We start from the raw sequence: 23,019 nt of genomic DNA, 5'->3' as shown, positions 1-23,019 counted from the left end.
CTAGTTGTACCTTAACGTCTGCTTAAAATATGATGTCCATTAAGTAGGAACTGACTTCTAGAATTTCTTTCGGATTCGATCCGCTCTTCAGCCATTCGATCCGCTGCTACATACGTAGGAATATTATCCCGATTAGATATTTCGAATACTTTTTGTAAGCTGTCGTAAATCGTTTCTACTTTTTTCATCGCTCTATCCCGATTGTAGCCTTGTAATTCATCCGCTACATTGATAACACCACCGGAATTAATGACGTAATCTGGAGCATACACAATACCTTTCTCGTGAATAATGTCACCATGTTTGGTTGATTTCAATTGATTATTTGCAGAACCGGCAATTACCTTCGCCTTTATTCTCGGAATTGTATCATCGTTAATGGTAGCTCCCAAAGCACATGGAGCATATATATCACAATCCACATCATAGATATCCTCAGGTTCAACTGCTTGTGCATCAAATGCAGTTACCGCCTTTTCAACTGCATCTTTATTAATGTCCGTTACAATTAACTTGGCACCTTCTTCATGTAAAAACTCACATAGCGCATAGGCTACGTTTCCAATTCCTTGTACTGCAACGGTTTTACCTTCTAAAGAATCATCTCCATAGGCTGCTTTAGCGGCAGCTTTCATCCCTTTATAAACTCCGTAAGCAGTCACTGGTGAAGGATTACCTGAAGAGCCTGATTCGGGAGAAATCCCTGTAACAAAGTCCGTTTCCATATGAATAAGATCCATATCATGTACAGTTGTTCCAACATCTTCTGCAGTAATATATCTACCATTTAAACCTTGTATATATCTACCGAAAGCCCGAAACATTTCTGGACTTTTATCTTTTTTGGGATCACCGATAATGACCGTTTTTCCTCCGCCTAAGTTTAAACCAGCTGCAGCATTTTTATAGGTCATACCCTTAGCTAGTCGTAAAGCATCTTCAATTGCTTCTTCCTCCGTTTTATATGTCCACATTCTTGTCCCGCCTAGCGCAGGCCCTAGAGTAGTATCGTGAATTGCGATAATCGCCTTTAATCCAGAATTCTTATCTTGACAAAAAACCAATTGTTCATAATCATACTCTTCCATATAACTAAATAGTTGCATTATTAATTCCTCCTAGAATGATTTCGATGAGACAAGGGCTAATGAAATAGAATACAGTTTGTTTTCAGCTGTATCTGCCCTCGATGTTAAAATGATTGGTACCTTAGCACCGCTAATGACTGCAGCAACTTTTGCTTGTGCATAATAAACAAATGATTTATATAAGGCATTCCCCGCTTCAATAGACGATGCAAGTAAGATATCCGCATGACCCGCTACCTCTGAATCGATTCCTTTTTGGTTTGCTGCTGTTATTGAAACAGCATTGTCAAATGCTAGTGGCCCATCAATGATACATCCTTTTATTTGATTTCTTCGCTGCATTTGTGTAAGTACGGCTGCATCTATCGTTGAAGGCATAGCTTGATTCACAACTTCTACCGGCGTTATTGCTGCAACCTTAGGCACTTCAACACCAATACCTTGTGCAATTTGAACTGCATTGTTTATTATTTCTGCTTTTTGCTGCAAATCAGGAGCAATATTCATTGCAGCATCTGTAAGAAAAATCAAGCGTTCTTGATTTGGGATTTCAAACAGTGCGACATGAGACAAGATTTTCCCTGTTCGCAAGCCATATTCTTTATTTAATGCTGCTTTTAAAATATTCTTTGTAGCGATATCGCCTTTCATGAGAATATCTGCTTCTTTACTCGAAACGGATCTAACTGCAGCAACTGCAGCTTCGTCAATTTGTTCTGTGTGTTCGATTATGAGTTCCTCGGATGGCCATTGATCCATGACAAACCCTAATTCAGCTGCATCCTTTTCCATTTTATTCTTATCTCCGAATAATTTAAATCGACATAAACCATCCTCAAGAGCCATTTTCACTGCTTGAAGAATTCCTGTATCAGCAGCATTCGCAATTGCAATCATTTGTTTTCTTTCTTGCTTTGTTTTATCTTTTAATTCGTTTAATGTTTTTATTGTTCCCATATCGGCCTCCTTAGCTCCCATTCTTACTATGCAAAAATCATGCCAAAATAAACTTATTGAAAACGCTTCATTTATTAAATGTTTATCCTGCATATCTTTGCGGGTATCGCAAATTATTGCATGCTATTTTTTTCAATTTCGTATTTATCCATTTTATAATACAAACTTCGAATAGATATATTCAGATCTTTGGCAGTCTTCGTTTTATTATAATTATTGCTCTTGTATATACGCTTAATATATTGTTTTTCATAGTTCTCAACAGCAGTCTGTAAGGAATTATTTTGTTCTGTCATTTGTACCATCTCTTTTTCATTCGATTTCCCTAAAAGATTTGGCAAATGTTTCTGTTTTATAACTTCTTCGTTCATATCCATATAAATCATTGCCCGTCCAAGAATATTCTCTAATTCCCGAATGTTCCCCGGCCAATGATAATGTTTTAAAACATCAAGTACTTCATTTGAAATAGAATGAACATTTCTTCCATAATCTTGATTTATCTTCAATATAATATGATCAGCTAATAGAGGTAAGTCAGACAATCTTTCCTGTAAAGTAGGAATAAAGATAGGCAATCGATTCAAACGATAGTATAAATCTTCTCTAAACGTTTTAGCCATTATCGCTTTTTCCAAATTGATATTTGTTGCAGTGATGATTCTTACATTTATGGCAATAGGCTCGGTTCCACCAACTCGTACTATTTCATTTTCTTGCAGTACTCTTAGTAGTTTAGCTTGCATATTTAACGATAATTCGCCTATTTCATCCAGAAATATACTGCCGAAATTTGCTTCCTCAAAGAGCCCCTTCTTTCCACCAGCTTTAGCACCTGAAAAAGCCCCCTCTTCATAACCAAATAACTCGCTCTCTAAAATGGATTCCGCGATAGCTGCACAGTTTACTCGGATAAATTTATGATGTTTACGATCGCTTTCATTATGTATGGCATGTGCAAACAATTCTTTTCCAGTACCTGATTCACCTCTCAGAAGTACCGTGGCTGGTGTTTTTGCACCAACCTTTGCTTGCTCAAGAGCTAATTTCATTTCCGTAGAATTACCAATAATGTCATCAAACGTATACTTTGCTTCCAAATTACGAATAATTTGTCTTGCCCGTTTTAATTCACTCGTTAATGCTTGTATTTCAGAAATATCATGAAGTACACCTACACTCCCTTTCATTTTTCCATCCACAATCACAGGAGCAACATTAACATATACCTCTTTTTTATTTGGTCCTACCTTCATCGTGGCCCCTCGTACACCGCGACGTGTTTGTAGAACTTTCAAATGCATGCTTTCTCCTTCAGAAATATCAGTAGTTGCTGGTTTTCCAATAACATCTGCTTCTTCTAGACCAGTTATCCGAGTATACGCAGGATTTATCATGATTCCTAACCCATTCTCATCTGCTACACTAATTGCTTCATCAGATGAGTAAATAATTGCTTCCAGCATTGTTTTGATTTCTTTTAAATCCGTGTTTTCTTCCGCTAACTTCACGACCTCAGTAATATCCTTAAATACTGCGAAAGCACCTACCAGCAAGTCATCAGCGCTAATAATTGGAATTCGAGTCGTAATAACCTGCTTTCCATTCTCTAAAGTAAGCTTTTGATTTACCTCTTTCCTTCGATTTCGCAACACATGTGGTAATCTCGTATTCGTGATTACTTGTTCAATTGATTGACCTTCGAACTCCGGTTTTGCCTTTCCGACAATAGATTCCGCACTGTGATTAACAAAAGTTACTCTACCTTCATTATTTACGACAATCATACCATCGCGAATATTGTTTAAGATCAATTCCTGATTTCGCATTTGTAGTTTAACTTTATCCAAAAGCGCTTCTTTCTCATCTACCAATTCGGAAATAATATAAGCAACACTACCAGGGATAACGACTGTTTTCCGGTTTCTTGATTCAATTAGATGATCAAGAACAGTTTCATTCCCTGTAGCTTCTATAACAATATCTATATCCTTATTTATCCAATTTTTCCAACTATTATCAATAGGGATGTTGTATCTTTTTGCTAATTCAATACCAGGTGCATTATCTTTTGGATCAATTACCGCTACAATCTCCATGGTTTCAGTAGCATATAATATATTTAAAAGTATGCTACCACCTTTACCTGCGCCAACAATAAGCACTCGCTTCATCTCATCCCACCTTGCATAATTTTGCATACTATTATCATACGATAGCCTGCAATTGAATGCAAATTGTAACTTCATTCCTTTTTTAGAATTGTTTTGATATACTACAATGAGACACTAGATAAGGGGAAATAGCATAATGAGAATTATCGCAGCGCTTTTATTGTTCATTCCTGGAATCATATCTGCTATCGGAATTAAGTTAATGAGGGACTCCTTATTCGCTTCCTTTTATCCGATATTTTTCCACACAAGTATTCAGTTTATTATTGGCTTGATTCTATTTCTTGCCGGAATTGCTTTTATTGGTGGATTTATCATATACCGTGACCGAAAGCGACAACGAACCAGAGAAGAAATAAAGAAGAATAACTAACGAATTAGTCGTAATATGTACCGCTTGGCCTTTTTTTATTTTTCTAAAAAACAGAATTTATGTTATTATTTAAATTAAAAATATCATCGGGAGGAATTTAGCGTGAAAGTAGCAAAATTTGGGGGGAGCTCTGTAGCAAGTGCAGAACAAATAAGAAAAGTCGCAAATATAATTAAGACTGATCCCCAAAGAAAATTCATAGTAGTATCCGCACCAGGGAAAAGATTTAAGGATGACGAAAAAATAACAGACATGCTTATTCAATTAGGAGAAGCGCATCAACGGAACGAAACGATAGATGAATACATATATCCGATTATGAAACGTTTTAATGAAATAGTAGAAGAATTAAACCTGGAGGGGGAAATTCTTGAAAATATAAAAAATACGATCTATGCCATCCTAGAGAGAAATACAACAGTTCTTGAAAAATTAGATGCATTAAAGGCAGTCGGTGAAGATAGTTCGGCCAAAATTCTTAGTGCTTACCTTACGTTATCGGGAATAGAAGCAACTTATATGAATCCTAAAGTCGCCGGAATAATTGTTAGTAATAATCCAGGGAATGCAAAAATCTTGCCAGAGAGTTTTGATAAATTATATGAACTAAGAAATACGGATGAAGTTATGGTTATCCCTGGTTTCTTTGGTTATACCAAAGAAGAGAAACTGATTACCTTTTCTAGAGGTGGTTCTGACATAACAGGGTCAATTGTTGCAGCAGGAGTAAAAGCGAGCCTGTATGAGAACTTCACAGATGTTGATTCTGTTTATTCGGTTAACCCGACCTTCGTAGATAATCCGCAAGAAATAACAACATTAACCTATAAAGAAATGCGTGAATTATCCTACGCTGGCTTTTCTGTATTTCATGATGAAGCTCTAATTCCTGCATACAAAGAAGAAATCCCTGTTTGTATAAAAAATACGAATAATCCAGATGCACCAGGCACGTATATTGTATCTGAAAAAAAACCAAGCGAAAAATGTGTCGTTGGCATTGCTAGCGATAGTGGCTTTTGTAGTATTTACATCAGTAAATATTTAATGAACCGTGAAGTAGGTTTCGGAAGAAGGCTATTTCATATCTTGGAAGACGAAGGAATTTCTTTTGAGCATGCACCATCTGGGATTGATGATATGTCGGTTATCCTGCGAGAAAATGGTTTACCCATCGAAAAAGAAAAAAGAATTTTGGCTAGAATACAAAATGAATTAAACCCTGACCTTATCTCTATTCATCGCAATCTTGCGATGATTATGATTGTAGGAGAAGGTCTAGTAAGAACCATCGGTGTTGCCCAAAAGGCAACAACTGCGATATCAAACGCAAATGTCAATATCGAGATGATTAACCAAGGATCCTCAGAGGTGTCTATGATGTTTGGTATTAAAGCAGAAGATCTAGATAAAGCTGTAAAATCATTGTATTATGCTTTTTTTGAATAGAAAGTAAGCGGCATCTATTGTAGATGCCGCTCTTTTTAACTTGCTTTATGTTCTAAACGTAAATGGTCTGCAACCATTGCAATGAATTCTGAATTGGTCGGTTTTGCTTTTGTAATACTTATCGTATAGCCAAACAACGCAGATATAGAGTCAATATTTCCACGACTCCAAGCTACTTCAATAGCATGTCGAATGGCCCTTTCGACACGGGATGCCGTTGTATTGTATTTTTTAGCAATATCAGGATAGAGCACTTTGGTAATCGATCCTAATAATTCAATATCATTAAAAACCATTGTGATTGCTTCCCTTAAATACATATATCCCTTTATATGAGCAGGTACACCAATTTCATGAATAATATTAGTAATGCTCGCTTCTAAATCCTGCTTTTTCTTTTCTTTCCGATTCACCTTTGTTACTCCTGTACTAATTGCACTCTGACCTTGTACCTGTCTAATTTGGTCAGCTAAATTGTCTAAATCAAAAGGTTTGAGAATAAAGTAAGCTGCGCCTAGATCGACAGCCTTCTTCATGACTTCTTCTTGTCCAAAAGCTGTAAGCATAATAACATGTGGTGATTTACCTTCTGATGAACGAATTGCATTTAAAACAGCAAGCCCATCGATATGCGGCATAATAATATCTAGAACAAGCACATCAGGTTCAGACTCTTCTAGCATTGCAAGACAATCTCGACCATTATATGCCTTGCCTATAACTTCAATATCTCCCTGATCTTCGAAATAATCTTCCATTAATTGAACTAATTCCCTATTGTCATCAACTAAACAAACTGAAATATTCTCCACTAAAGCTCCTCCTTTTATGTAATACAAAACTTATCACTATTTTACATATTCTACAGAACTCCCAAATATCCTTCTTTTATTTAAAAAACTTTGGTTTTTTTGAAATTTACTTTAATTTGCTTTCAGATTCTCTAAATTACGATATGATTCGATAATTATAGACAGGTTTGTCGAAAAATATTTGACTAAATTATACCATATTTAACCATAAAGAAGCATTGTTTTCTAATAATTTAAATAAAATTTAACAAAAGAGAGACTTGTAATGGATGGATTCCAAAACAAGTCTCGATATTAACCAGCTTTATTTGTTTCTTCCTGTTCCTTATAAATGTCAATTCCTGCATCTTGAAGCATCCATTCAATATGCACACCATATCCAGAAGTTGGATCATTAACAAAGACATGAGTCACTGCACCAATTATTTTACCGTTTTGTATGATTGGGCTTCCACTCATACCTTGTACAATGCCGCCGGTTTTATTGAGCAGTTCTTTATCGGTTATTTTAATTACCATTCCTTTGGTAGCAGGAAATTTCTGTGGTACGCTACTTACCACTTCTACGTCGTATTCTTCAACTTTTTCGTCATCTAATACGGTTAAAATCTTGGCAGGCCCTTCTTCTACTTCATGGGAAAGTGCAATGGGCATTGGTTTTTTCATTCTTCCATTTTCCATATCGTTATTTAATTTACCGAAAATACCAAACGGACTATTTTTGGTTATATTCCCAATTTTGTCATGTTCCGATGAAAATTTCGCTTGTTTTTCTCCTGGAATTCCATTATTCCCTTTTTCAATGGAAGTCACTGAAGAACGAACAATGGAACCATCATGAATTTCAATCGGTTTTTTCGTATCCATATCTGAAATCACATGACCTAATGCACCGTATTTTTTTGATTCCGGATCATAAAATGTCATTGTACCAATACCTGCGGCAGAATCCCTAATATATAACCCAATTTTATAATCATCTTCGTTATTGTCTAAAGCAGGTTTTAATTCCGTATTAATTGTCTCTTTGCCCCGTTTTAATTTTATATCTAAAGCTTCTTTATCTTCTCCAGCCTCCTCAACAAATGGCTTAACATCTTTCATCTTTTTTATTTCTTTCCCATTTATCTCTAAAATTACATCTCCTACTTTAATATCTGCTTCTTCTCCAGGAGATGTATTTCCGTTTTTTGCATTAACTAAATGATGGCCAACAACTAAGACCCCTTTGGTATGCAATTGTACTCCAATTGATTGACCGCCAGGTACAACTTTAATATCGTCCAAAACATTAACGTCTACTTTCTTAATTGGCAGTCCAGCAAATTCATAAAAAAGCTCGCTGTTTCCCGATTCTTTCGTATAAAATTCGTTGGATTTTGCAGCTTGTACTGTCTTGTTCGAACTATTAATTGTTATATTTTCACCCAAGGTTGGTAAGTCAATCGGAGCCCGGCTATTAACCGTAACAATATCATTTGGGATGGATAAATATTTTTGAATAGGGGTTAAAAAAGGAATTGTAACCACTGCTAAAAGGAGTATTAATCCTATACAGAATCGTAATTTATATTTTTTTCCGTCCAATTATTTCACTCTCCTCGTTCCTTACCCAAACCACCTTTTTTGTTTCTCTGTACTTCTAATTTGACCGAAGCATGTTCGTTTTAAACTGGTGAAACATAAGCAGTCTACCTAACATTTCCTTAAAGTAAGACAGTATTCTATGTATATGTCGGCAAAATGGGAAAGTTCAGTTGCATACATGTATGATATTACTAACGTTGGAATGAAGTATATAATAAAAAAGCCAGATATTTTATTTTCTGGCTTTTTCTTTATAATTATGCTTATTTTTTGATTTAAAGTTAACAGCCATTTCCAACATCTCACGTCCATGCTCGATAGCTGTCTCTGTAAGTTTTGTTCCAGTAATCATTCTTGCTAATTCATTTACTTGATAATCAACGGATAACTCGATCACTTTTGTTGAAGTATGGTTATTATCCACTTGTTTTTCAATTAATTTATGTGTATCAGCCATTGCAGCTACTTGAGGAAGATGTGTGATGCACAATACTTGGGATTGTTGTGATATATGATGTATTTTTTCTGCGATTGCTTGTGCAACTCTTCCACTGACTCCAGTATCAACTTCATCAAAGATAACACTCGTAACACCTTGATGCCTTGCAAAAATTTTCTTTAAAGCCAGCATGATTCTGGATAATTCACCACCAGATGCTACTTTACTCAACTCCTTAATCGGTTCACCCGGATTCGTTGAAATCATAAAATTGATTTGGTCAAAACCGTTTTCATGAAGACGTATATCCTGATAGTCATCTCGCTTTACGCCTATATCTTTATCTTGTAACAAAAAAGAGACAGAGAATGTAGCTTTTTCAAGATAGAGGCCTTTTAATTCTTCATGGATTTCTTTGGTTAAACTATCTGCTGCTTTTTGACGTAAATCATGTAATTCTTTCGCTTCAAGGTAGGCATCTTTTGCCTTATCATTAATTTGATTTTCAAGTTTTGATAAATGAGAATCTTTATTATTTATTTCTTCGATTTCTTCTTCAATTTGAGACATATATTGTAAGATCTCATCAACGGTAGCACCATATTTTTTCTTTAAACGGTTTATTTCATCTAGTCGAGACTCGATCTCATTAAGTCGTTCAGAATCGAATGCTAATGTTTCAATATGATGTCCGATGTCATGGGTTAATTCTTCGAGACCGAAATAATAATTAGCAATTTCCTCTGATTTTTCAGCAATAAATGGGTCAATATTAGAATTATCTTGTAAGGCCATTTGTGCATTATTCACCCACTCAAGACCTCTTTGTTCTCCGTAAAGAGCATTATAAGCATGTTGCAGAGCAGCATGAATACGTTCGAAATTCGCTAAGGAATTCCGCTCTTCTGCTAGAACTTCATCTTCATGAGGCTCTAATTTAGCATTCTCTAGTTCATTCATTTGAAATTGAAGTAAATCAAGCCTTTGTGCTGTTTCTTGTTCATTTTCACTCAATTTTCGATACTTTTTCTTTAAAGTTGAAAGCTGCTCATATAGAATGCTGTATTCTTTTTTAGCTTGACCAATACGCTCTGGATCATATAAATCCAATAAATGGATATGATTATCTGTATCCATTAATGATTGCGTTTCATGTTGGCTATGAATATCGATTAGTGTTTTTCCGAATTCTTTGAGAATAGCTAATGTCACCAATTTACTATTGACACGACAAATACTTTTTCCATTAGCAGTAATAGTTCTTCGAAGTACAATGTCATTTTGGATTTCTATTCCGTATGCTTGACTCTTTTCATATATGGGATGATTGGGATTATCTATTGTAAACAATCCTTGAATATCTGCTTTCTTTGCCCCATACCTAACAAATTCCACAGAACCTCTACCACCAGCAAGTAATTGTATAGCATCAATAATAATTGATTTTCCAGCTCCCGTTTCACCAGACAATACCGTAAGACCCTCATCAAACGTTATTGAGATTTTATCTATGATAGCAAAATCTTGGATGGATAACTCTGTTAACACGCGACTCTTCACCTCACATTTATCACAGCATTTGAATAAAACGATCTTTAATCGATTCTGAATCAGCCTCTGTTCTACAAATGATTAAACAGGTATCATCACCACAAATCGTCCCCATAATTTCTTCCCAATCTAAGTTATCAATTAAAACTCCAACCGCATGAGCGTTACCAGGAAGCGTTTTTAAAACGATAAAATGGCTGGCATGTTCGATTTTTACAAAAGCATCCATAATTAAGCGTTTAAGCTTGTCCAATGGGTTAAAGCGTTGGTCTGCAGGTAAGCTGTATTTATACTTTCCATTGCTTGCTGGAACTTTAACTAGGTGCAGTTCTTTAATGTCTCGTGAGACAGTCGCTTGGGTTATTTTGTACCCAAGGTTTTTAAGATGATCGACAAGCTCATCCTGAGTCTCTATTTCATTTTCCGTAATTAATGCTCGAATTTTAATATGTCGTTGAACTTTACTCATAGGGCGCCCCCATTTCAGTTTACATCCGTTCTTAATCTTTTTTATTAGAATCAAGCAGGTCTATATGTGCTTTATTTACTACTTTGCCTATTTCTACATCTGTGATACGCTTTCCTTCAAATTGTTTTTTCCAGCCAAAGTGAGCTAGAAACTCAATATTTCCTTCTCCACCTGTTATAGGAGAATAGGTGATATCGAATAATTGGTACTCTTCTGCTTCGGCAAAAGCAACGATTTGTTTAATCACTTGTACGTGAATATCTTTATTCCGAACAATCCCTTTCTTGCCTACTTGTTCTCTGCCAGCTTCAAATTGCGGTTTAATTAGTGCAACAACGTCACTATCAGCCTGAAGTAGTTGCTTTAATACCGGCAATATTAGACGAAGAGAAATAAAAGAGACATCAATTGAAGCAAAATTAGGTTTATCAAAATGCAGCATATCGGGGGTTACATATCGAAAATTCGTTCGTTCCATTACGACCACTCGATGGTCATTACGCAATTTCCAATCCAATTGATTATACCCGACATCAATTGCATAACATAATGTAGCGCCATTTTGTAAAGCACAATCGGTAAACCCGCCCGTAGATGAACCAACATCAACCATAACTTTATCTGCCATCGTTAAATTGAATTCGTCAAGTGCTTTTTCTAATTTTAACCCCCCTCTACCAACATAGGGATATAACTTACCTTTAACAGTTAGAGGGGTATGCTCATCTATTTTCATCCCAGGCTTATCCAGGCGCTCATGTTCAGAAAAAACAAGGCCTGCCATGACTATCCGCTTAGCCTTTTCACGGGTTTCAACAAGTTCTCTTTCTACTAATAGTACATCTAATCGTTTTTTACTCATCGTCTTTTCCCTTATTTCTAATTTTTAGGTAGTACTTTTATTTTTAACTTTCTTTCTATAATTGAGATTACCTTCCCTGCAAAGAAAATAATTTTAGTGGAGGCATTAATAGCAAAGAATTTACCTAAAGCCTTTCCGCCAACTGTTAATGCTGCAACAATACTTGTTAAGATAACTGAAATCGTTATTTGAACGGTCGAACCTTCGCCGTGCCCTAACAAGTTAGCCATTTGCAGAACAACAATTGCCGAAGCTGTACCACTTACAATTCCTGATATATCACCAATTACATCGTTACAGAAACTGGCAAATCGATCGGCATTTCTTATAATTATTACGGCCTCTTTCGCCCCCGCTATTTTCTCGGCTGCCATTGCATGAAATGGTGCTTCATCTGCTGCAGTAGAAGCTATACCAAGCATATCAAATACAACCCCTACAAATACAATCATAAAAACAATAAGTAGACCAATAATCCAAATAACTCCACTTAAAATCGAAGAAGAGATTATTGAAAAAATAGCCGCTAACACAAAAGTGATAACGGCAATAGTTAAACTAAATTTAATCGATCGTTTTACATGTGGATTCATTTCTTACCTCTATTATATATAAATTAGTGTTATTCCATTATGTAATAGGAATGGTCATTTAAAAGGTAAAAACTGCGGCTTAGGTCCAGTAGGTTTTCCCAAATGAATACCCCATGTTACCATGAAAGGCGGTTCCCCTTTAAATTCATCTTAGCTTTGTCACCAATAGCTAGACTGGATTGCCACTTAGTCCGCACTATAATCCCTTTTACACGTCATATAGAACAGTCTAGGAGATTTCCTCAACAGTTCTTTACCGTCCCCTAGCCTCTTTTGCAGTGTTGATTTCATAGAATGTAAATAAGCAAATTATTGGCCATCTAACTTGCCATTTAAAGCTCTAATCCCCTCAAGCACCACTCAAGGCAGGCTACGCTGCATATTAGGTGTCCCTTACCATATCTGCAGGTTCATACCCCATTCCATAATAATTACTAGGCTTAGCAAATACTACAGAGATGGGCCTCCGCGGTAATCGGGTCAACGCCCACATGCCTTTGTGGATCGCCCAAAAACCTTAACTCCCAGCATAGACCCAAGGCTGGGCGCCTCAAGCCTACACAAGGAACTTCATCGATGTGCCCTTTGGCGGATTTTTAGGCCCGCCTTCAGGATACGGAGAACTGACTAGAATACTGCACCATTCCTTAGTTATCTTTATTATAGCATATCTTAATCATAATTTCTAATTCAAAATTAATGATCTCGTTCACTAAAATAGATGGTCAGATCCATCAATACAGAGTCGGCTGCATTCGCGTTAGCTAACGAACGTTTTGCCTTCTCAATATACCATTGCTTTTTCTCAATCGCTCCTTCCAAACCAAGCAATTTAGGAAAGGTGCTTTTTTGATTGATCTCATCACTACCAACTGGTTTGCCGAGTTTATTTTCGTCTCCAGTAATGTCTAATATATCATCTTGAACTTGGAAAATTAATCCTAAATAGTATGCAAATTCGGTTAATGATTGTAATTCTTTTTCAGTTGCACCGCCTAGGTATGCGCCTGCATAAACAGCAAATCGCAAAAGTTCGCCAGTTTTAAGTGCGTGAATTTGTTCTAACGCTTCTAGTGTAACCGGATGATCTTCTGCTTTCATGTCTAAGATTTGACCGGCCACCATACCTTTTGGCCCACTTGTCTGTGAAAGAAGCTGTAGCAATATTGTTTTTTGCTCATGATTTAATTGATGATCATTTGCTATTATTTCAAAACTATAGGTTAGTAATGCGTCGCCAGCCAAAATTGCAGTAGCTTCATCAAATGCTTTATGATTTGTTAGTTGACCACGACGATAATCATCATCATCCATAGCAGGCAGATCATCATGGATGAGCGAATATGTATGAACGAATTCTAACGAAGCAGCTGCTGGCATTGCTATACTGTTATCTTTACCATACACATTAAAACTGGCAAGTAATAAGATTGGTCGTAATCGTTTACCCCCAGCATTAACGGAATAAATCATGGATTGTTTTAATTGTTCAGGAATCGTTAATCTGTCTATGCAATCATGTAACAGGTTGTCGATAAGAAGCTTTTGGTTATCCAAATACTCCTTGATACTATATTCCACTATTCTTCCTCCTGCATTTGAAACGGGGCAAGGTCACCCTGTTCATTCATTATTTTCGTCATTTTTTCCTCTACATTGGTTAATTTATCATTACAAAGTTTAGAGAGCTTCATCCCTTCTTGATAATAGTCAATCGCTTTTTCAATAGGTACATCGCCTGTTTCTAACTTCCCTACAATTTCTTCTAATTTTTCCATTGCTTCTTCAAATGAAAGTTCATCATTTTCGGCCATCGTTCTGTTCCTCCTTTACGTCTACTACCCGACAATTAATTTGACCATCTGTTAGTTTTAAAATAAGTTCATCTGACTTCTTTACCTGCCTTACCGATTTAACGATGGTTCCTTCTTGTAAGTACGGAATAGAAAAGCCTCGTTTCATTATTTCTAATGGATTTAATAAACTTAACTTTTCTATTTTATTCGCTAATTGATCGGTTTTTTTAACGAATGATTGTTGCATCAGATATTGTTGCTGCTTTACCAATTGTTTCAACTGATCTCTTGATCGTTGAACTTGTTTATCCGGTTGTTGAGTTAATAATCGGATATGCAGATGATGATATACTTGTTGGTGTTCAGCCAACTTCGTTGTAATCGCCTTGGATAGCTGATCTGTTTTTGTATCTAATTCTTGTTCTTTCTGTTTAAGTAATTGCTCTGGATAACGAAAAGCGTAGGATTGCTTCACACTAGCTACTTGTTGTCTTTTTTGCTTTACTTGCTGATCTAGATCTTTAGCCAACATCCGTTTCATTGTTATAAGTTTGTCTACTAACTCCTGCTTCGATGGTACTGCTAACTCAGCAGCACCTGTTGGAGTAGGGGCTCTTAAATCTGCTACAAAATCACTAATCGTTACATCTGTTTCGTGACCAACTGCAGAAATAATTGGAATTGTCGAGTGATATATTGCTTCAGCTACGATCTCTTCATTAAAACTCCACAATTCTTCAATAGAGCCTCCACCTCTACCTAATATTAAAACGTCAAATATTGAAGAGGCATTTGCAATCTCTATGGCTTCTTTTATAGAAGCAGGTGCAGTTGTTCCTTGTACAAGTACAGGGATTACAGTAACCTTGGCAATTGGATATCTGCGTTTAATAGTTGTTATAATATCGCGAACTGCAGCTCCAGTTGGTGATGTTATCACACCTATATGTTTGGGTAAGACAGGGATTGTTTTCTTATATTGTTCATCAAAATATCCTTGTTTTTGTAATTTCTCTTTTAATTGTTCATAAGCTATATATAATGCTCCAATACCATCAGGTTCCATTTGTTGTATATATAATTGGTACTGCCCATATACTTCAAATACGCTAATTTCACCTTTAATCAGGACATTCATTCCATTTTCAGGTGTAAATTTAAGCCTTCTGTTATTTCCAGCGAACATAACCGCTTGTATTCGTGTTTGGTCATCCTTTAGGGTTAAATACATATGTCCTCGAGAATGATGCTTAAAATTAGAGATCTCCCCACGTAACCATACTTCACTTAAATGTGGATCTGTATCTATTTTTCGCTTAATATACTTCGTAAGCGCGGTTACTGTAAGATATTTATCCTTCACTGTTCTCGATTCCTTTTGCTGCTTTTATGGTATTTTTTAAAAGCATCGTTATCGTCATGGGCCCTACTCCTTTGGGCACCGGAGTAAGGTATGATGCTTTTTGTGCAACACTTTCAAAGTCCACATCACCCGTTAATGAGCCATCTTTTAATCGATTAATCCCAACATCAATTACGGCAGCACCTTCTTTTATGTAGCTTGCATCAATTCCATTAGCTCTTCCGACAGCTACGATTAAGATATCCGCTTGATTCGTATACTGTTTAAGGTTTTGTGTTCTTGAATGACAATAGGTGACAGTTGCATGATTGTTTAATAATAGTTGTCCAACTGGCTTACCAACGATATTACTTCTTCCTACAATAACAGCATGCTTACCTTCTATTTCAATATCTTTAGATTGGAGCATCGTTAGAATTCCATATGGGGTGCAGGGTAAAAACGTATCCATTCCAGTCATCATTCTTCCAATACTTACCGGGTGAAATCCATCAACATCTTTTTCAGGACGAATTGCTTCAATTACTTTTTGTTCGCGAATATGTTCTGGAAGTGGGAGTTGAACCAGTATTCCATGAACGGAATGATCATCGTTTAATTGATCAATTTGGTTTAATAATTCCTCCTCCGTTATGGTCGTAGGTAACTCAATTAAATCCGAAGAAATACCTGTTTCTAAGCAAGCTTTCTCCTTCCCTCTCACATAGGACTTTGAGGCAGGATTGTCACCGACTAAAACCACGGTCAAGTGTGGATGAATACCATCGTTCTTTAGTGACACTACCTCATCTTTCATTTCCGTTCTGAGTTGCTGTGCTAATTCTTTTCCATTAATTATTTCTGCTGCCATCGTAGACTTCCCCCTCTGTATAATTAATTTACAAATTTAGATAGTACACCATTGATAAATTTGCCTGAATTATCATCACCATATGTATTCCCTAATTCAATTGCTTCGTTTATTGAAACATTCGTTGGAATATCTTCTAAATAATTTAGTTCGAAGATAGCAATTCGTAAAATTGTCTTCTCAACAGAGGCAATTCGGTCAATTGTCCAATTTTCAAGCTTCTCAGATATTAAATCGTCTATCTCAACTTTATACTTTGCTACCCCTTCCACGAGAATGGTTAAAAAAGCATCTTTTGTCTCGTTTTCTAAAAAATGATTCATTGCTTCGATTGGTTGATTATCATTAATATCTAATTGGAACAATATCTGTAATGCCTTTTCTCTTGCCGTGTGTCTGTTCATTATTGGTAACTCCTTTTAACGTATCTTCTACAAATAATAACACGATTATTAACCCAACGCTACAATCAGCAAATGTATCATATATAAAAAAGGATTTCAGCTTATTGATACCTGCTCCGAACCAAACAAATCCAAGGCAATGTGCAACATACATTTGTTGTGGAGGGCTAGGTATCTAAATGAATAAGAGGCCAATCGGATATAAATCCGCTTGACCTCTTGAATTAAGCTTCTATTTCATCGGAGCCTTCTTCCATTTGGATCCCGACAACATGAACATTGATTTCATCAATATCTAAAGCAGTCATATTCTTTAATGTTTGTCTGATATTGGATTGAAGCAATTGAGCTACTTGGGGGATAGATACTCCAAAGTTCAAGATAACAAAAAGATCGATACTTATTCCGCTTTCTGTTAATTCAACCTTTACCCCTTTACTATGCGCTTTCTTTCCAAATCGTTCTGCTACGCCGGACGCGAAATTCCCACGCATTGCGTAGAGACCATCAACTTCTGTCGCAGCTATTCCAGCAATAACTTCGATTACTTCAGGCGCTATTTCTACTTTACCTAGATTATCTTCACTAACGTTCAGTAGAGGTTGTTCACTCATGTGCTCACTCCTTTATTTATAATCGATTCTATTCCGTTTTGTCTTGTACGATGGGATTTTCTTCAAGAAATTTGGTATTGAAATCACCATTAATAAATACTTTATTCTCCATGATTAACCGATGGAAAGGAATGGTTGTATGAACACCTTCCACAATAAATTCATCTAATGACCGTTTCATGCGCTTAATTGCTTCTTCACGGGTATTACCATACGTAATTAATTTGGCCACCATTGAATCATAAAAAGGTGGTATCCGATAATCAGAGTATACCGCTGAATCCACCCTTACCCCAAGTCCTCCTGGTGGTAAGTACATGTCAATAGTTCCGGCAGAAGGCATAAAGTTTTTAAATGGATTCTCAGCATTTATTCTACACTCAATCGCCCAACCTTCCAGCGTAATATCGGATTGTTTAATAGACAGCTCTTCATTATTGGCCACATTAATCTGCTCTTTAATTAGATCCAACCCAGTTACCATTTCTGTTACTGGATGTTCTACTTGAATTCGGGTATTCATTTCCATAAAATAAAAGGAATTACTTGTACGATCAAAAATGTATTCAATTGTTCCTGCACCTTCATATCCAACTGCTTTAGCAGCTTTCACAGAAGCCTCTCCCATTTTCGCTCTAAGTTCTGGTGTTAATGCAGGAGATGGAGATTCTTCAATCAACTTTTGCAACCTTCGTTGAATACTGCAATCACGTTCTCCTAAATGAACGACATTTCCATGTCTGTCAGCCAATATTTGAATCTCAACATGTCGAAAATCTTCTATATATTTTTCGAGGTATACACCAGCATTACCAAAAGATGTTTCTGCTTCTTTTTGGGTTAGTTCAATCCCTTTAAGCAACTCTTCTTCTGAGCGAGCAACTCGAATTCCTTTACCACCACCACCAGCAGTAGCTTTTATAATAACTGGATAACCTATTTCTTCTGCTATCGAAATTGCTTCGTCTTCATTTTCAATAATTCCTTTTGAGCCCGGAACAATTGGAACATTCGCTTCGTCCATTGTTTTTCTCGCAACATCCTTAATCCCCATCTTTTGTATTGCTTCAGGGGTAGGGCCGACAAAAGTAATATTGCATGCACGGCAAATCTCCGCAAAATCAGCATTCTCTGCCAAAAAGCCATAACCAGGATGAATCGCATCGACTTCGGTTAATATTGCTACACTCATGATATTTGTAAAGTTAAGATAGCTGTCTTTACTCTGTGTTGGACCAATACAATAAGCTTCATCGGCCATTTGTACATGTAGTGCTTCACTATCTGCTTGGGAATATACAGCTACGGTTTCGATGTCTAACTCTTTACATGCTCGAATAATCCGAACTGCTATTTCTCCTCTGTTAGCAATCAACAGTTTTTTAATCACTCTTTACATCCCCTTACTTTGTGTTTACCCGGAATAATGGCTGGCCATATTCAACAAGCTCACCATTTTCAACTAGGATTTCTACAATTTCTCCTGAAACTTCGGCTTCGATTTCATTAAATAATTTCATCGCCTCAACTATACAAACAACCGATGATTTGTCCACTTTACTTCCCAATTTTACAAAATCACCTTTTTCAGGGGATGGTGCAGTATAAAATGTTCCTACCATTGGCGATACAATTTCATGATCGTATGCAGGCTTACTGCTAGGATCCTCTTTCACAGGCTCTTCTACCTTACGTTCCACAACTTGGCGCTCTGCTGGTGTTGCAGCTTCAGCTGGCTCAGGAGAGAGTGAAGCCGGTAAAGCGGGAGCATCTTGTAGTTTTTTCGTTGTACTTGTTTTCTTCAGTGACACTGAAGTTCCATGTGATTCGTACGTGAATTCTTCAATGGTCGATTTGTCAATCAGTTTTATAATTTCTTGTATTTCATTTACATTCATGATTGTTTGGCACCCCTTCATCGTTAAACTTGTTATTAGGTACTAATAACTCCTCTTAATATTCTACGATAAATACATAACAAACTTCAAGATTTATTATGAAGAGGTCATGCACCGTATTCATAGCTTTCCGTTTTATTATACCAATGTTACTAGTGGAAAGCGAATGTTTGAACAATCAATGTAAATGAAAAATCCGGGTAACTCAAGTTCCCGGATCGTCAAATAATAATTATTGATTGCTTTCGGTTTTTGTATTTTCAGTTTCACTGCCTTCCGTTTCATTGTTTTCAGTTTCAGCTTGCGTTTCAGAAGGAACATAGGATACATTAACTTTCTTATCTCCTAATTCATCTTTAACCATTTGTATAATAGAAACAGCGTCTGACTTAGGTAAGCTCTCTTCTACTTTAACTTGTACCGTCACACTATCTTCTTCTGAACGGACTAACACGTCTTCATAATTCGCAGAAGCAATAATGGATTCTTCTAATATTTTTTCTTTCGATGAACGGTCTTCAATACTATCGATTGCTTCTAAAGCTTTGTCTTTTTCTGCAGGCGTTGATGAACTAGACGCTACAATATCTGTGAGTCTTTCTTTTTCCATGTCTCGTTCATCTTGTAATTCCATTCGAATTGTAGTAAATAGCTGATCTTGTCCAACATTCGAAATATCGTCTACTTCTGCATTACCATCTGAATCGGTTGTATCTGAATCTGTTGGTACCGCTTCATTACCATTTCCTTGTCCTTCATTAATATAAGCGAGATCTTCATTGTCTGGAGAAGTCATATAATAAACACTTAATACAATCATTAAACTTAACATCGTTAATAACCAAACTGTTTGCTTTTTTAACATAAAATCATTCCTCCCTTTAATTCTTCGGCATTACAGATACTCTATGCGTAGGAACATCTAATACTCTTGAAACAGCTTCAACTATCCATTTTTTTACAGTTGCATGATCAGCTCCTTTTGCTACGATAAATACACCCCTTACTTCTGGTTTCTTTGTCTGAATAAGCAATGGTACCTCTTTTTCACCTTGTCTAACCAATACTGTTTGCGCTTCTTCTGTTGAATCCTCTACCTCTCTGGTGCCACCATTTTTATCTGTTTCTTTCGTTGTTTGTTGCCCTTTTACTAGATTTTTCTCATAAACTTTTATATTTGTAGATTCTAGATTGACCATTACTTCTGCGTCAGAAACGCCTTTAATTTTGTTTAATAACTCTTGTAAATCTTTGGTGTAAATGGATTCTAGTTCCTCCATATTAGAAGTTGTATTCGTTTTATTGGATGCTGTTTCTTGAGCTGGTTGTTCGGTAGGTGTTTGTTCTATTGGTTGCTGTTCATCCATTGACTCTGGGGATGAAGAAAAGATATTTCCTACAATAAGTAACATTATACTTACCAATCCTAAAATAACGATATATCCTAGTTTTTTAGGTGGTTTCTTACTGCCATCTGCCTTTTGGAAAAGTTTTTCTAATTTTTCTTTCAAGATGCCCCTCCCTCCCATTGCAGTGTAAGTTTTTTATCTTCGAGCTCCCATACATCCTTAAGCAATGCTTTTATCTCTTCATTCTGCTCATTTTCTTTTGCCGTATCAGGGTTGTCCGTATTAATTACAACATCATCAACTATACTCACTGCTCCCTCCCCATCATTTGATTCTCGTAAATAAACAATGACTTCATCCAAATTTTCAAATGTCATCTCCTGTTCATTAGCAAACAAAAACTGTATATCTCTTATCTCTGTTTGAAATTCCTCTTGAAGTGGTTGTTCTGCTAAATCATTTAGTTGGACAGCCATTTGTTCTAAAATATATGCATCTTGTGTGCCATCTATTTCATTTTTTTGAGATTCAATTAAATTTTCCATTGATTCTTCTTCTATCCTGCCTTCCTCAACCCTGTCTATAGAAGCTTCCAAGGCACTTTTAATATCAATATTAAATAGGAAAAAAATTGGTTTTAATAAAATGAGTATAAGAATTAAACCTACTACCAATTTGATATATTTTTTCATTGATCCTGATGGAATAATTAAATCTATGATTGCTGCTAAGAGTAAAAACAAGATAATTTGTGTAACCCAATCAATTAACATTTCCATACTTATCACCCTATCGTAATAGCAAAGTAAGATTACTTGCTACAATTATAATAACGATTGCTAAAAAGAACATAAACGAAACTGCCAAAAGACAGGCTAGAATAAATACGATATATTTACTAATGGTATTTAGTGTCGTTATCACAGGGCCATCGCCAATTGGCTGTAGGACGGCGGCGGCCAATTTGTAGATAATGGCAATAGCAAATATCTTTAATGCCGGGAATAGTGCAATGAATAAGATAATGAGTACGCCTACAATTCCAATTGCATTTTTTAATAATAAGGAAGCACTAAGTATTGTATCCGCAGCATCCGTAAATGTTCGACCGACAACAGGGATGAAATTTCCTGTAATGAATTTTGCTGTTTTCATTGCTACGCCATCTTGAATTGCACTGGCTGCACCTTGAACCGACATCACACTTAAAAAAATCGTTAAAAATACACCCAATGTGCCTAAACCAACCGTTTTGAATAGATTAGCAAGATGTGTAACCTTATAATTTTCATTTAAGCTACTAACAATGACTAATAAAGCAGATAAGAATAGTAAGGGTAAAACGAAGGAAGAAATAATTAAACCACAAGCATGAATAAGAAAGATAATAATTGGATGAAAAAAAGAAACAGCTACGACATTACCAAATGATGCCATAAGACCAAGTACCAGTGGCAACAGAGCGATCATAAAACTACTCATACTATCAATCGCATCTTTCGCATATGTAACTGCTGAATAAAAGCTATTTAATGCTAAAAAAATTAACACGATATAAACAACAAAATAAGCAATCTTGCTTACAGTGCTCTTTTCAAAAGCATTATGCATGGTTTGTAGCATAATGGAAAACAGAGTTAACATAAACAAAGAGCCTAGCAATTTTCCATTTAGAATTAATTCATGAAATAAAAATTCTACAAATCCAATTAGAATATTCTTTAAGGAGATAGAACCTTGATCTTTAATGAATTCATAAACACTTGTTTTTTCAAGTTCAGGCAGATAACCACCGTATTCTTGAACCAGTTCCCCCCAATATTTTTGTACACCTTCCAACGAGATCTCTTTGAGCATACTATCTTGTATTTCAGGAACGTCCGTACTTGCTGAAATCGATGCTTGTCCCAGAAAGAAAAAGAAAAAAGTGAATAACAGGAATACCATTTTTTTAGTTGATTTCATTCCTAATATTTACTCCTTTCTGGAAATTTACGTGGCAGGTAAGAATCGTAAAATTGCCTCAATAACAGCTGTAATAATTGGAACCGCTAATAATAAAATAAATATTTTACCTGCAAGCTCTATCTTAGATGCTACGGATGCTAATCCCGCATCTTTCGTAATACTTGCACCCAGCTCAGCAATATATGCAATCCCAATGATCTTTAGAATGGTTTCCAAATACATGCCATCTACTTGAGCCTTAGCACCTAGTGTTTGAATTAATTGAAAAATACTGCCAATTTGTTGGATAATAGAAATAAAAATAATGATGCCTGTTATAACAATTACAAAAAAAGCAAAGGTACTATTTACATCTTTTAAGATGATAAATAGCAAACTAGCTACAAGGCCCAATGTTACTATTTGTAAAATATCCATATAGCA

At 36.0% G+C, this 23,019-nt stretch carries 24 protein-coding genes; 2 read left to right on the top strand and 22 right to left on the bottom strand.

The window, feature by feature from the left end:
- Positions 1 to 11: 11 nt before the first annotated feature.
- The 3 genes from bcd to M948_RS35095 all read right to left on the bottom strand — a co-directional run bounded on the left by bcd (position 12) and on the right by M948_RS35095 (position 4,219).
- Positions 12 to 1,106, bottom strand: a complete 1,095-nt coding sequence (gene bcd / locus M948_RS35105) for a branched-chain amino acid dehydrogenase (protein WP_021291174.1) — start codon at positions 1,104 to 1,106, stop codon at positions 12 to 14.
- Between the two features lie 12 nt (positions 1,107 to 1,118).
- Positions 1,119 to 2,066, bottom strand: a complete 948-nt coding sequence (gene yqiS / locus M948_RS35100; protein ID WP_074436653.1) for a phosphate butyryltransferase — start codon at positions 2,064 to 2,066, stop codon at positions 1,119 to 1,121.
- Between the two features lie 92 nt (positions 2,067 to 2,158).
- Positions 2,159 to 4,219 (bottom strand): sigma 54-interacting transcriptional regulator, encoded by a 2,061-nt coding sequence (locus tag M948_RS35095; RefSeq protein WP_021291172.1) that lies wholly within the window; start codon positions 4,217 to 4,219, stop codon positions 2,159 to 2,161.
- 133 nt (positions 4,220 to 4,352) lie between these two features.
- Between M948_RS35095 and M948_RS35090 the strand changes: the two genes are divergently transcribed.
- Entirely contained in the window at positions 4,353 to 4,592 is a 240-nt protein-coding gene (locus M948_RS35090; RefSeq protein ID WP_031335513.1) for a DUF2627 domain-containing protein, read from the top strand.
- Between the two features lie 102 nt (positions 4,593 to 4,694).
- Positions 4,695 to 6,041 (top strand): aspartate kinase, encoded by a 1,347-nt coding sequence (locus M948_RS35085; protein ID WP_021291170.1) that lies wholly within the window; start codon positions 4,695 to 4,697, stop codon positions 6,039 to 6,041.
- A gap of 35 nt (positions 6,042 to 6,076) precedes the next feature.
- Here M948_RS35085 and spo0A read toward each other — a convergent pair whose 3' ends face one another.
- From spo0A to spoIIIAD, 19 genes are all read right to left on the bottom strand, one after another.
- Positions 6,077 to 6,853, bottom strand: coding sequence for a sporulation transcription factor Spo0A (gene spo0A / locus M948_RS35080; protein ID WP_021291169.1), 777 nt, complete (start codon positions 6,851 to 6,853; stop codon positions 6,077 to 6,079).
- A gap of 294 nt (positions 6,854 to 7,147) precedes the next feature.
- Positions 7,148 to 8,440 (bottom strand): SpoIVB peptidase, encoded by a 1,293-nt coding sequence (spoIVB, locus tag M948_RS35075; protein WP_021291168.1) that lies wholly within the window; start codon positions 8,438 to 8,440, stop codon positions 7,148 to 7,150.
- Between the two features lie 232 nt (positions 8,441 to 8,672).
- Positions 8,673 to 10,427, bottom strand: coding sequence for a DNA repair protein RecN (recN, locus tag M948_RS35070; protein WP_021291167.1), 1,755 nt, complete (start codon positions 10,425 to 10,427; stop codon positions 8,673 to 8,675).
- A 22-nt stretch (positions 10,428 to 10,449) separates the two neighbouring features.
- On the bottom strand, positions 10,450 to 10,899 hold the full coding sequence (ahrC, locus tag M948_RS35065; RefSeq protein WP_021291166.1) for a transcriptional regulator AhrC/ArgR: 450 nt from the start codon (positions 10,897 to 10,899) through the stop codon (positions 10,450 to 10,452).
- Positions 10,900 to 10,930: 31 nt separating this feature from the next.
- Positions 10,931 to 11,761 carry a TlyA family RNA methyltransferase gene (locus tag M948_RS35060; protein WP_021291165.1) on the bottom strand — a complete coding sequence of 277 codons (831 nt, stop codon included), beginning with the start codon at positions 11,759 to 11,761 and terminating at the stop codon, positions 10,931 to 10,933.
- A 17-nt stretch (positions 11,762 to 11,778) separates the two neighbouring features.
- Positions 11,779 to 12,354: a hypothetical protein gene (locus M948_RS35055; RefSeq protein ID WP_021291164.1), complete on the bottom strand. Its 576-nt coding sequence runs from the start codon at positions 12,352 to 12,354 to the stop codon at positions 11,779 to 11,781.
- Between the two features lie 696 nt (positions 12,355 to 13,050).
- Positions 13,051 to 13,935 (bottom strand): polyprenyl synthetase family protein, encoded by an 885-nt coding sequence (locus M948_RS35050; RefSeq protein WP_021291163.1) that lies wholly within the window; start codon positions 13,933 to 13,935, stop codon positions 13,051 to 13,053.
- Positions 13,935 to 14,168, bottom strand: a complete 234-nt coding sequence (locus M948_RS35045) for an exodeoxyribonuclease VII small subunit (RefSeq protein WP_021291162.1) — start codon at positions 14,166 to 14,168, stop codon at positions 13,935 to 13,937. The genes M948_RS35050 and M948_RS35045 overlap by 1 nt, the downstream gene beginning before the upstream one ends.
- On the bottom strand, positions 14,155 to 15,513 hold the full coding sequence (gene xseA, locus M948_RS35040) for an exodeoxyribonuclease VII large subunit (protein ID WP_021291161.1): 1,359 nt from the start codon (positions 15,511 to 15,513) through the stop codon (positions 14,155 to 14,157). The genes M948_RS35045 and xseA overlap by 14 nt, the downstream gene beginning before the upstream one ends.
- Positions 15,503 to 16,363 carry a bifunctional methylenetetrahydrofolate dehydrogenase/methenyltetrahydrofolate cyclohydrolase FolD gene (gene folD / locus M948_RS35035; protein ID WP_021291160.1) on the bottom strand — a complete coding sequence of 287 codons (861 nt, stop codon included), beginning with the start codon at positions 16,361 to 16,363 and terminating at the stop codon, positions 15,503 to 15,505. The genes xseA and folD overlap by 11 nt, the downstream gene beginning before the upstream one ends.
- Positions 16,364 to 16,386: 23 nt before the next feature.
- On the bottom strand, positions 16,387 to 16,767 hold the full coding sequence (gene nusB / locus M948_RS35030) for a transcription antitermination factor NusB (protein ID WP_021291159.1): 381 nt from the start codon (positions 16,765 to 16,767) through the stop codon (positions 16,387 to 16,389).
- 224 nt (positions 16,768 to 16,991) lie between these two features.
- Entirely contained in the window at positions 16,992 to 17,381 is a 390-nt protein-coding gene (locus tag M948_RS35025) for an Asp23/Gls24 family envelope stress response protein (protein ID WP_021291158.1), read from the bottom strand.
- Positions 17,382 to 17,409: 28 nt separating this feature from the next.
- Positions 17,410 to 18,771: an acetyl-CoA carboxylase biotin carboxylase subunit gene (gene accC, locus M948_RS35020; protein WP_021291157.1), complete on the bottom strand. Its 1,362-nt coding sequence runs from the start codon at positions 18,769 to 18,771 to the stop codon at positions 17,410 to 17,412.
- A gap of 13 nt (positions 18,772 to 18,784) precedes the next feature.
- Positions 18,785 to 19,282 (bottom strand): acetyl-CoA carboxylase biotin carboxyl carrier protein, encoded by a 498-nt coding sequence (accB, locus tag M948_RS35015; protein ID WP_031335511.1) that lies wholly within the window; start codon positions 19,280 to 19,282, stop codon positions 18,785 to 18,787.
- 229 nt (positions 19,283 to 19,511) lie between these two features.
- Entirely contained in the window at positions 19,512 to 20,144 is a 633-nt protein-coding gene (locus M948_RS35010; protein ID WP_021291155.1) for a SpoIIIAH-like family protein, read from the bottom strand.
- Positions 20,145 to 20,160: 16 nt separating this feature from the next.
- Entirely contained in the window at positions 20,161 to 20,790 is a 630-nt protein-coding gene (gene spoIIIAG / locus M948_RS35005; protein WP_021291154.1) for a stage III sporulation protein AG, read from the bottom strand.
- Positions 20,787 to 21,407, bottom strand: coding sequence for a stage III sporulation protein AF (spoIIIAF, locus tag M948_RS35000; RefSeq protein WP_021291153.1), 621 nt, complete (start codon positions 21,405 to 21,407; stop codon positions 20,787 to 20,789). Before spoIIIAF ends, spoIIIAG begins: the two co-directional genes overlap by 4 nt.
- Before the next feature lie 10 nt (positions 21,408 to 21,417).
- Entirely contained in the window at positions 21,418 to 22,593 is a 1,176-nt protein-coding gene (spoIIIAE, locus tag M948_RS34995; RefSeq protein WP_021291152.1) for a stage III sporulation protein AE, read from the bottom strand.
- Positions 22,594 to 22,620: 27 nt separating this feature from the next.
- Complete coding sequence (gene spoIIIAD / locus M948_RS34990; protein WP_021291151.1) at positions 22,621 to 23,013, bottom strand: stage III sporulation protein AD; 393 nt, start codon at positions 23,011 to 23,013, stop codon at positions 22,621 to 22,623.
- Positions 23,014 to 23,019: the final 6 nt, after the last annotated feature.

Source organism: Virgibacillus sp. CM-4, assembly GCF_000445495.1.
Lineage (GTDB): Bacteria > Bacillota > Bacilli > Bacillales > Amphibacillaceae > Virgibacillus > Virgibacillus salexigens.
Note: the sequence above shows the minus strand (reverse complement) of the source record. Positions and strands in the feature narration are given on the sequence as shown.

What these genes read in the sequence shown, in the direction of transcription:
- spoIIIAD (WP_021291151.1), bottom strand. Translation starts at nt 23,013, where the DNA reads ATGGATATTTTACAAATAGTAACATTGGGCCTTGTAGCTAGTTTGCTA.
- nusB (WP_021291159.1), bottom strand. Translation starts at nt 16,767, where the DNA reads ATGAACAGACACACGGCAAGAGAAAAGGCATTACAGATATTGTTCCAA.
- ahrC (WP_021291166.1), bottom strand. Translation starts at nt 10,899, where the DNA reads ATGAGTAAAGTTCAACGACATATTAAAATTCGAGCATTAATTACGGAA.
- M948_RS35060 (WP_021291165.1), bottom strand. Translation starts at nt 11,761, where the DNA reads ATGAGTAAAAAACGATTAGATGTACTATTAGTAGAAAGAGAACTTGTT.
- spoIIIAE (WP_021291152.1), bottom strand. Translation starts at nt 22,593, where the DNA reads ATGAAATCAACTAAAAAAATGGTATTCCTGTTATTCACTTTTTTCTTT.
- bcd (WP_021291174.1), bottom strand. Translation starts at nt 1,106, where the DNA reads ATGCAACTATTTAGTTATATGGAAGAGTATGATTATGAACAATTGGTT.
- M948_RS35045 (WP_021291162.1), bottom strand. Translation starts at nt 14,168, where the DNA reads ATGGCCGAAAATGATGAACTTTCATTTGAAGAAGCAATGGAAAAATTA.
- M948_RS35010 (WP_021291155.1), bottom strand. Translation starts at nt 20,144, where the DNA reads ATGTTAAAAAAGCAAACAGTTTGGTTATTAACGATGTTAAGTTTAATG.
- M948_RS35025 (WP_021291158.1), bottom strand. Translation starts at nt 17,381, where the DNA reads ATGAGTGAACAACCTCTACTGAACGTTAGTGAAGATAATCTAGGTAAA.
- M948_RS35095 (WP_021291172.1), bottom strand. Translation starts at nt 4,219, where the DNA reads ATGAAGCGAGTGCTTATTGTTGGCGCAGGTAAAGGTGGTAGCATACTT.
- M948_RS35055 (WP_021291164.1), bottom strand. Translation starts at nt 12,354, where the DNA reads ATGAATCCACATGTAAAACGATCGATTAAATTTAGTTTAACTATTGCC.
- yqiS (WP_074436653.1), bottom strand. Translation starts at nt 2,066, where the DNA reads ATGGGAGCTAAGGAGGCCGATATGGGAACAATAAAAACATTAAACGAA.
- spoIIIAF (WP_021291153.1), bottom strand. Translation starts at nt 21,407, where the DNA reads ATGGAAATGTTAATTGATTGGGTTACACAAATTATCTTGTTTTTACTC.
- folD (WP_021291160.1), bottom strand. Translation starts at nt 16,363, where the DNA reads ATGGCAGCAGAAATAATTAATGGAAAAGAATTAGCACAGCAACTCAGA.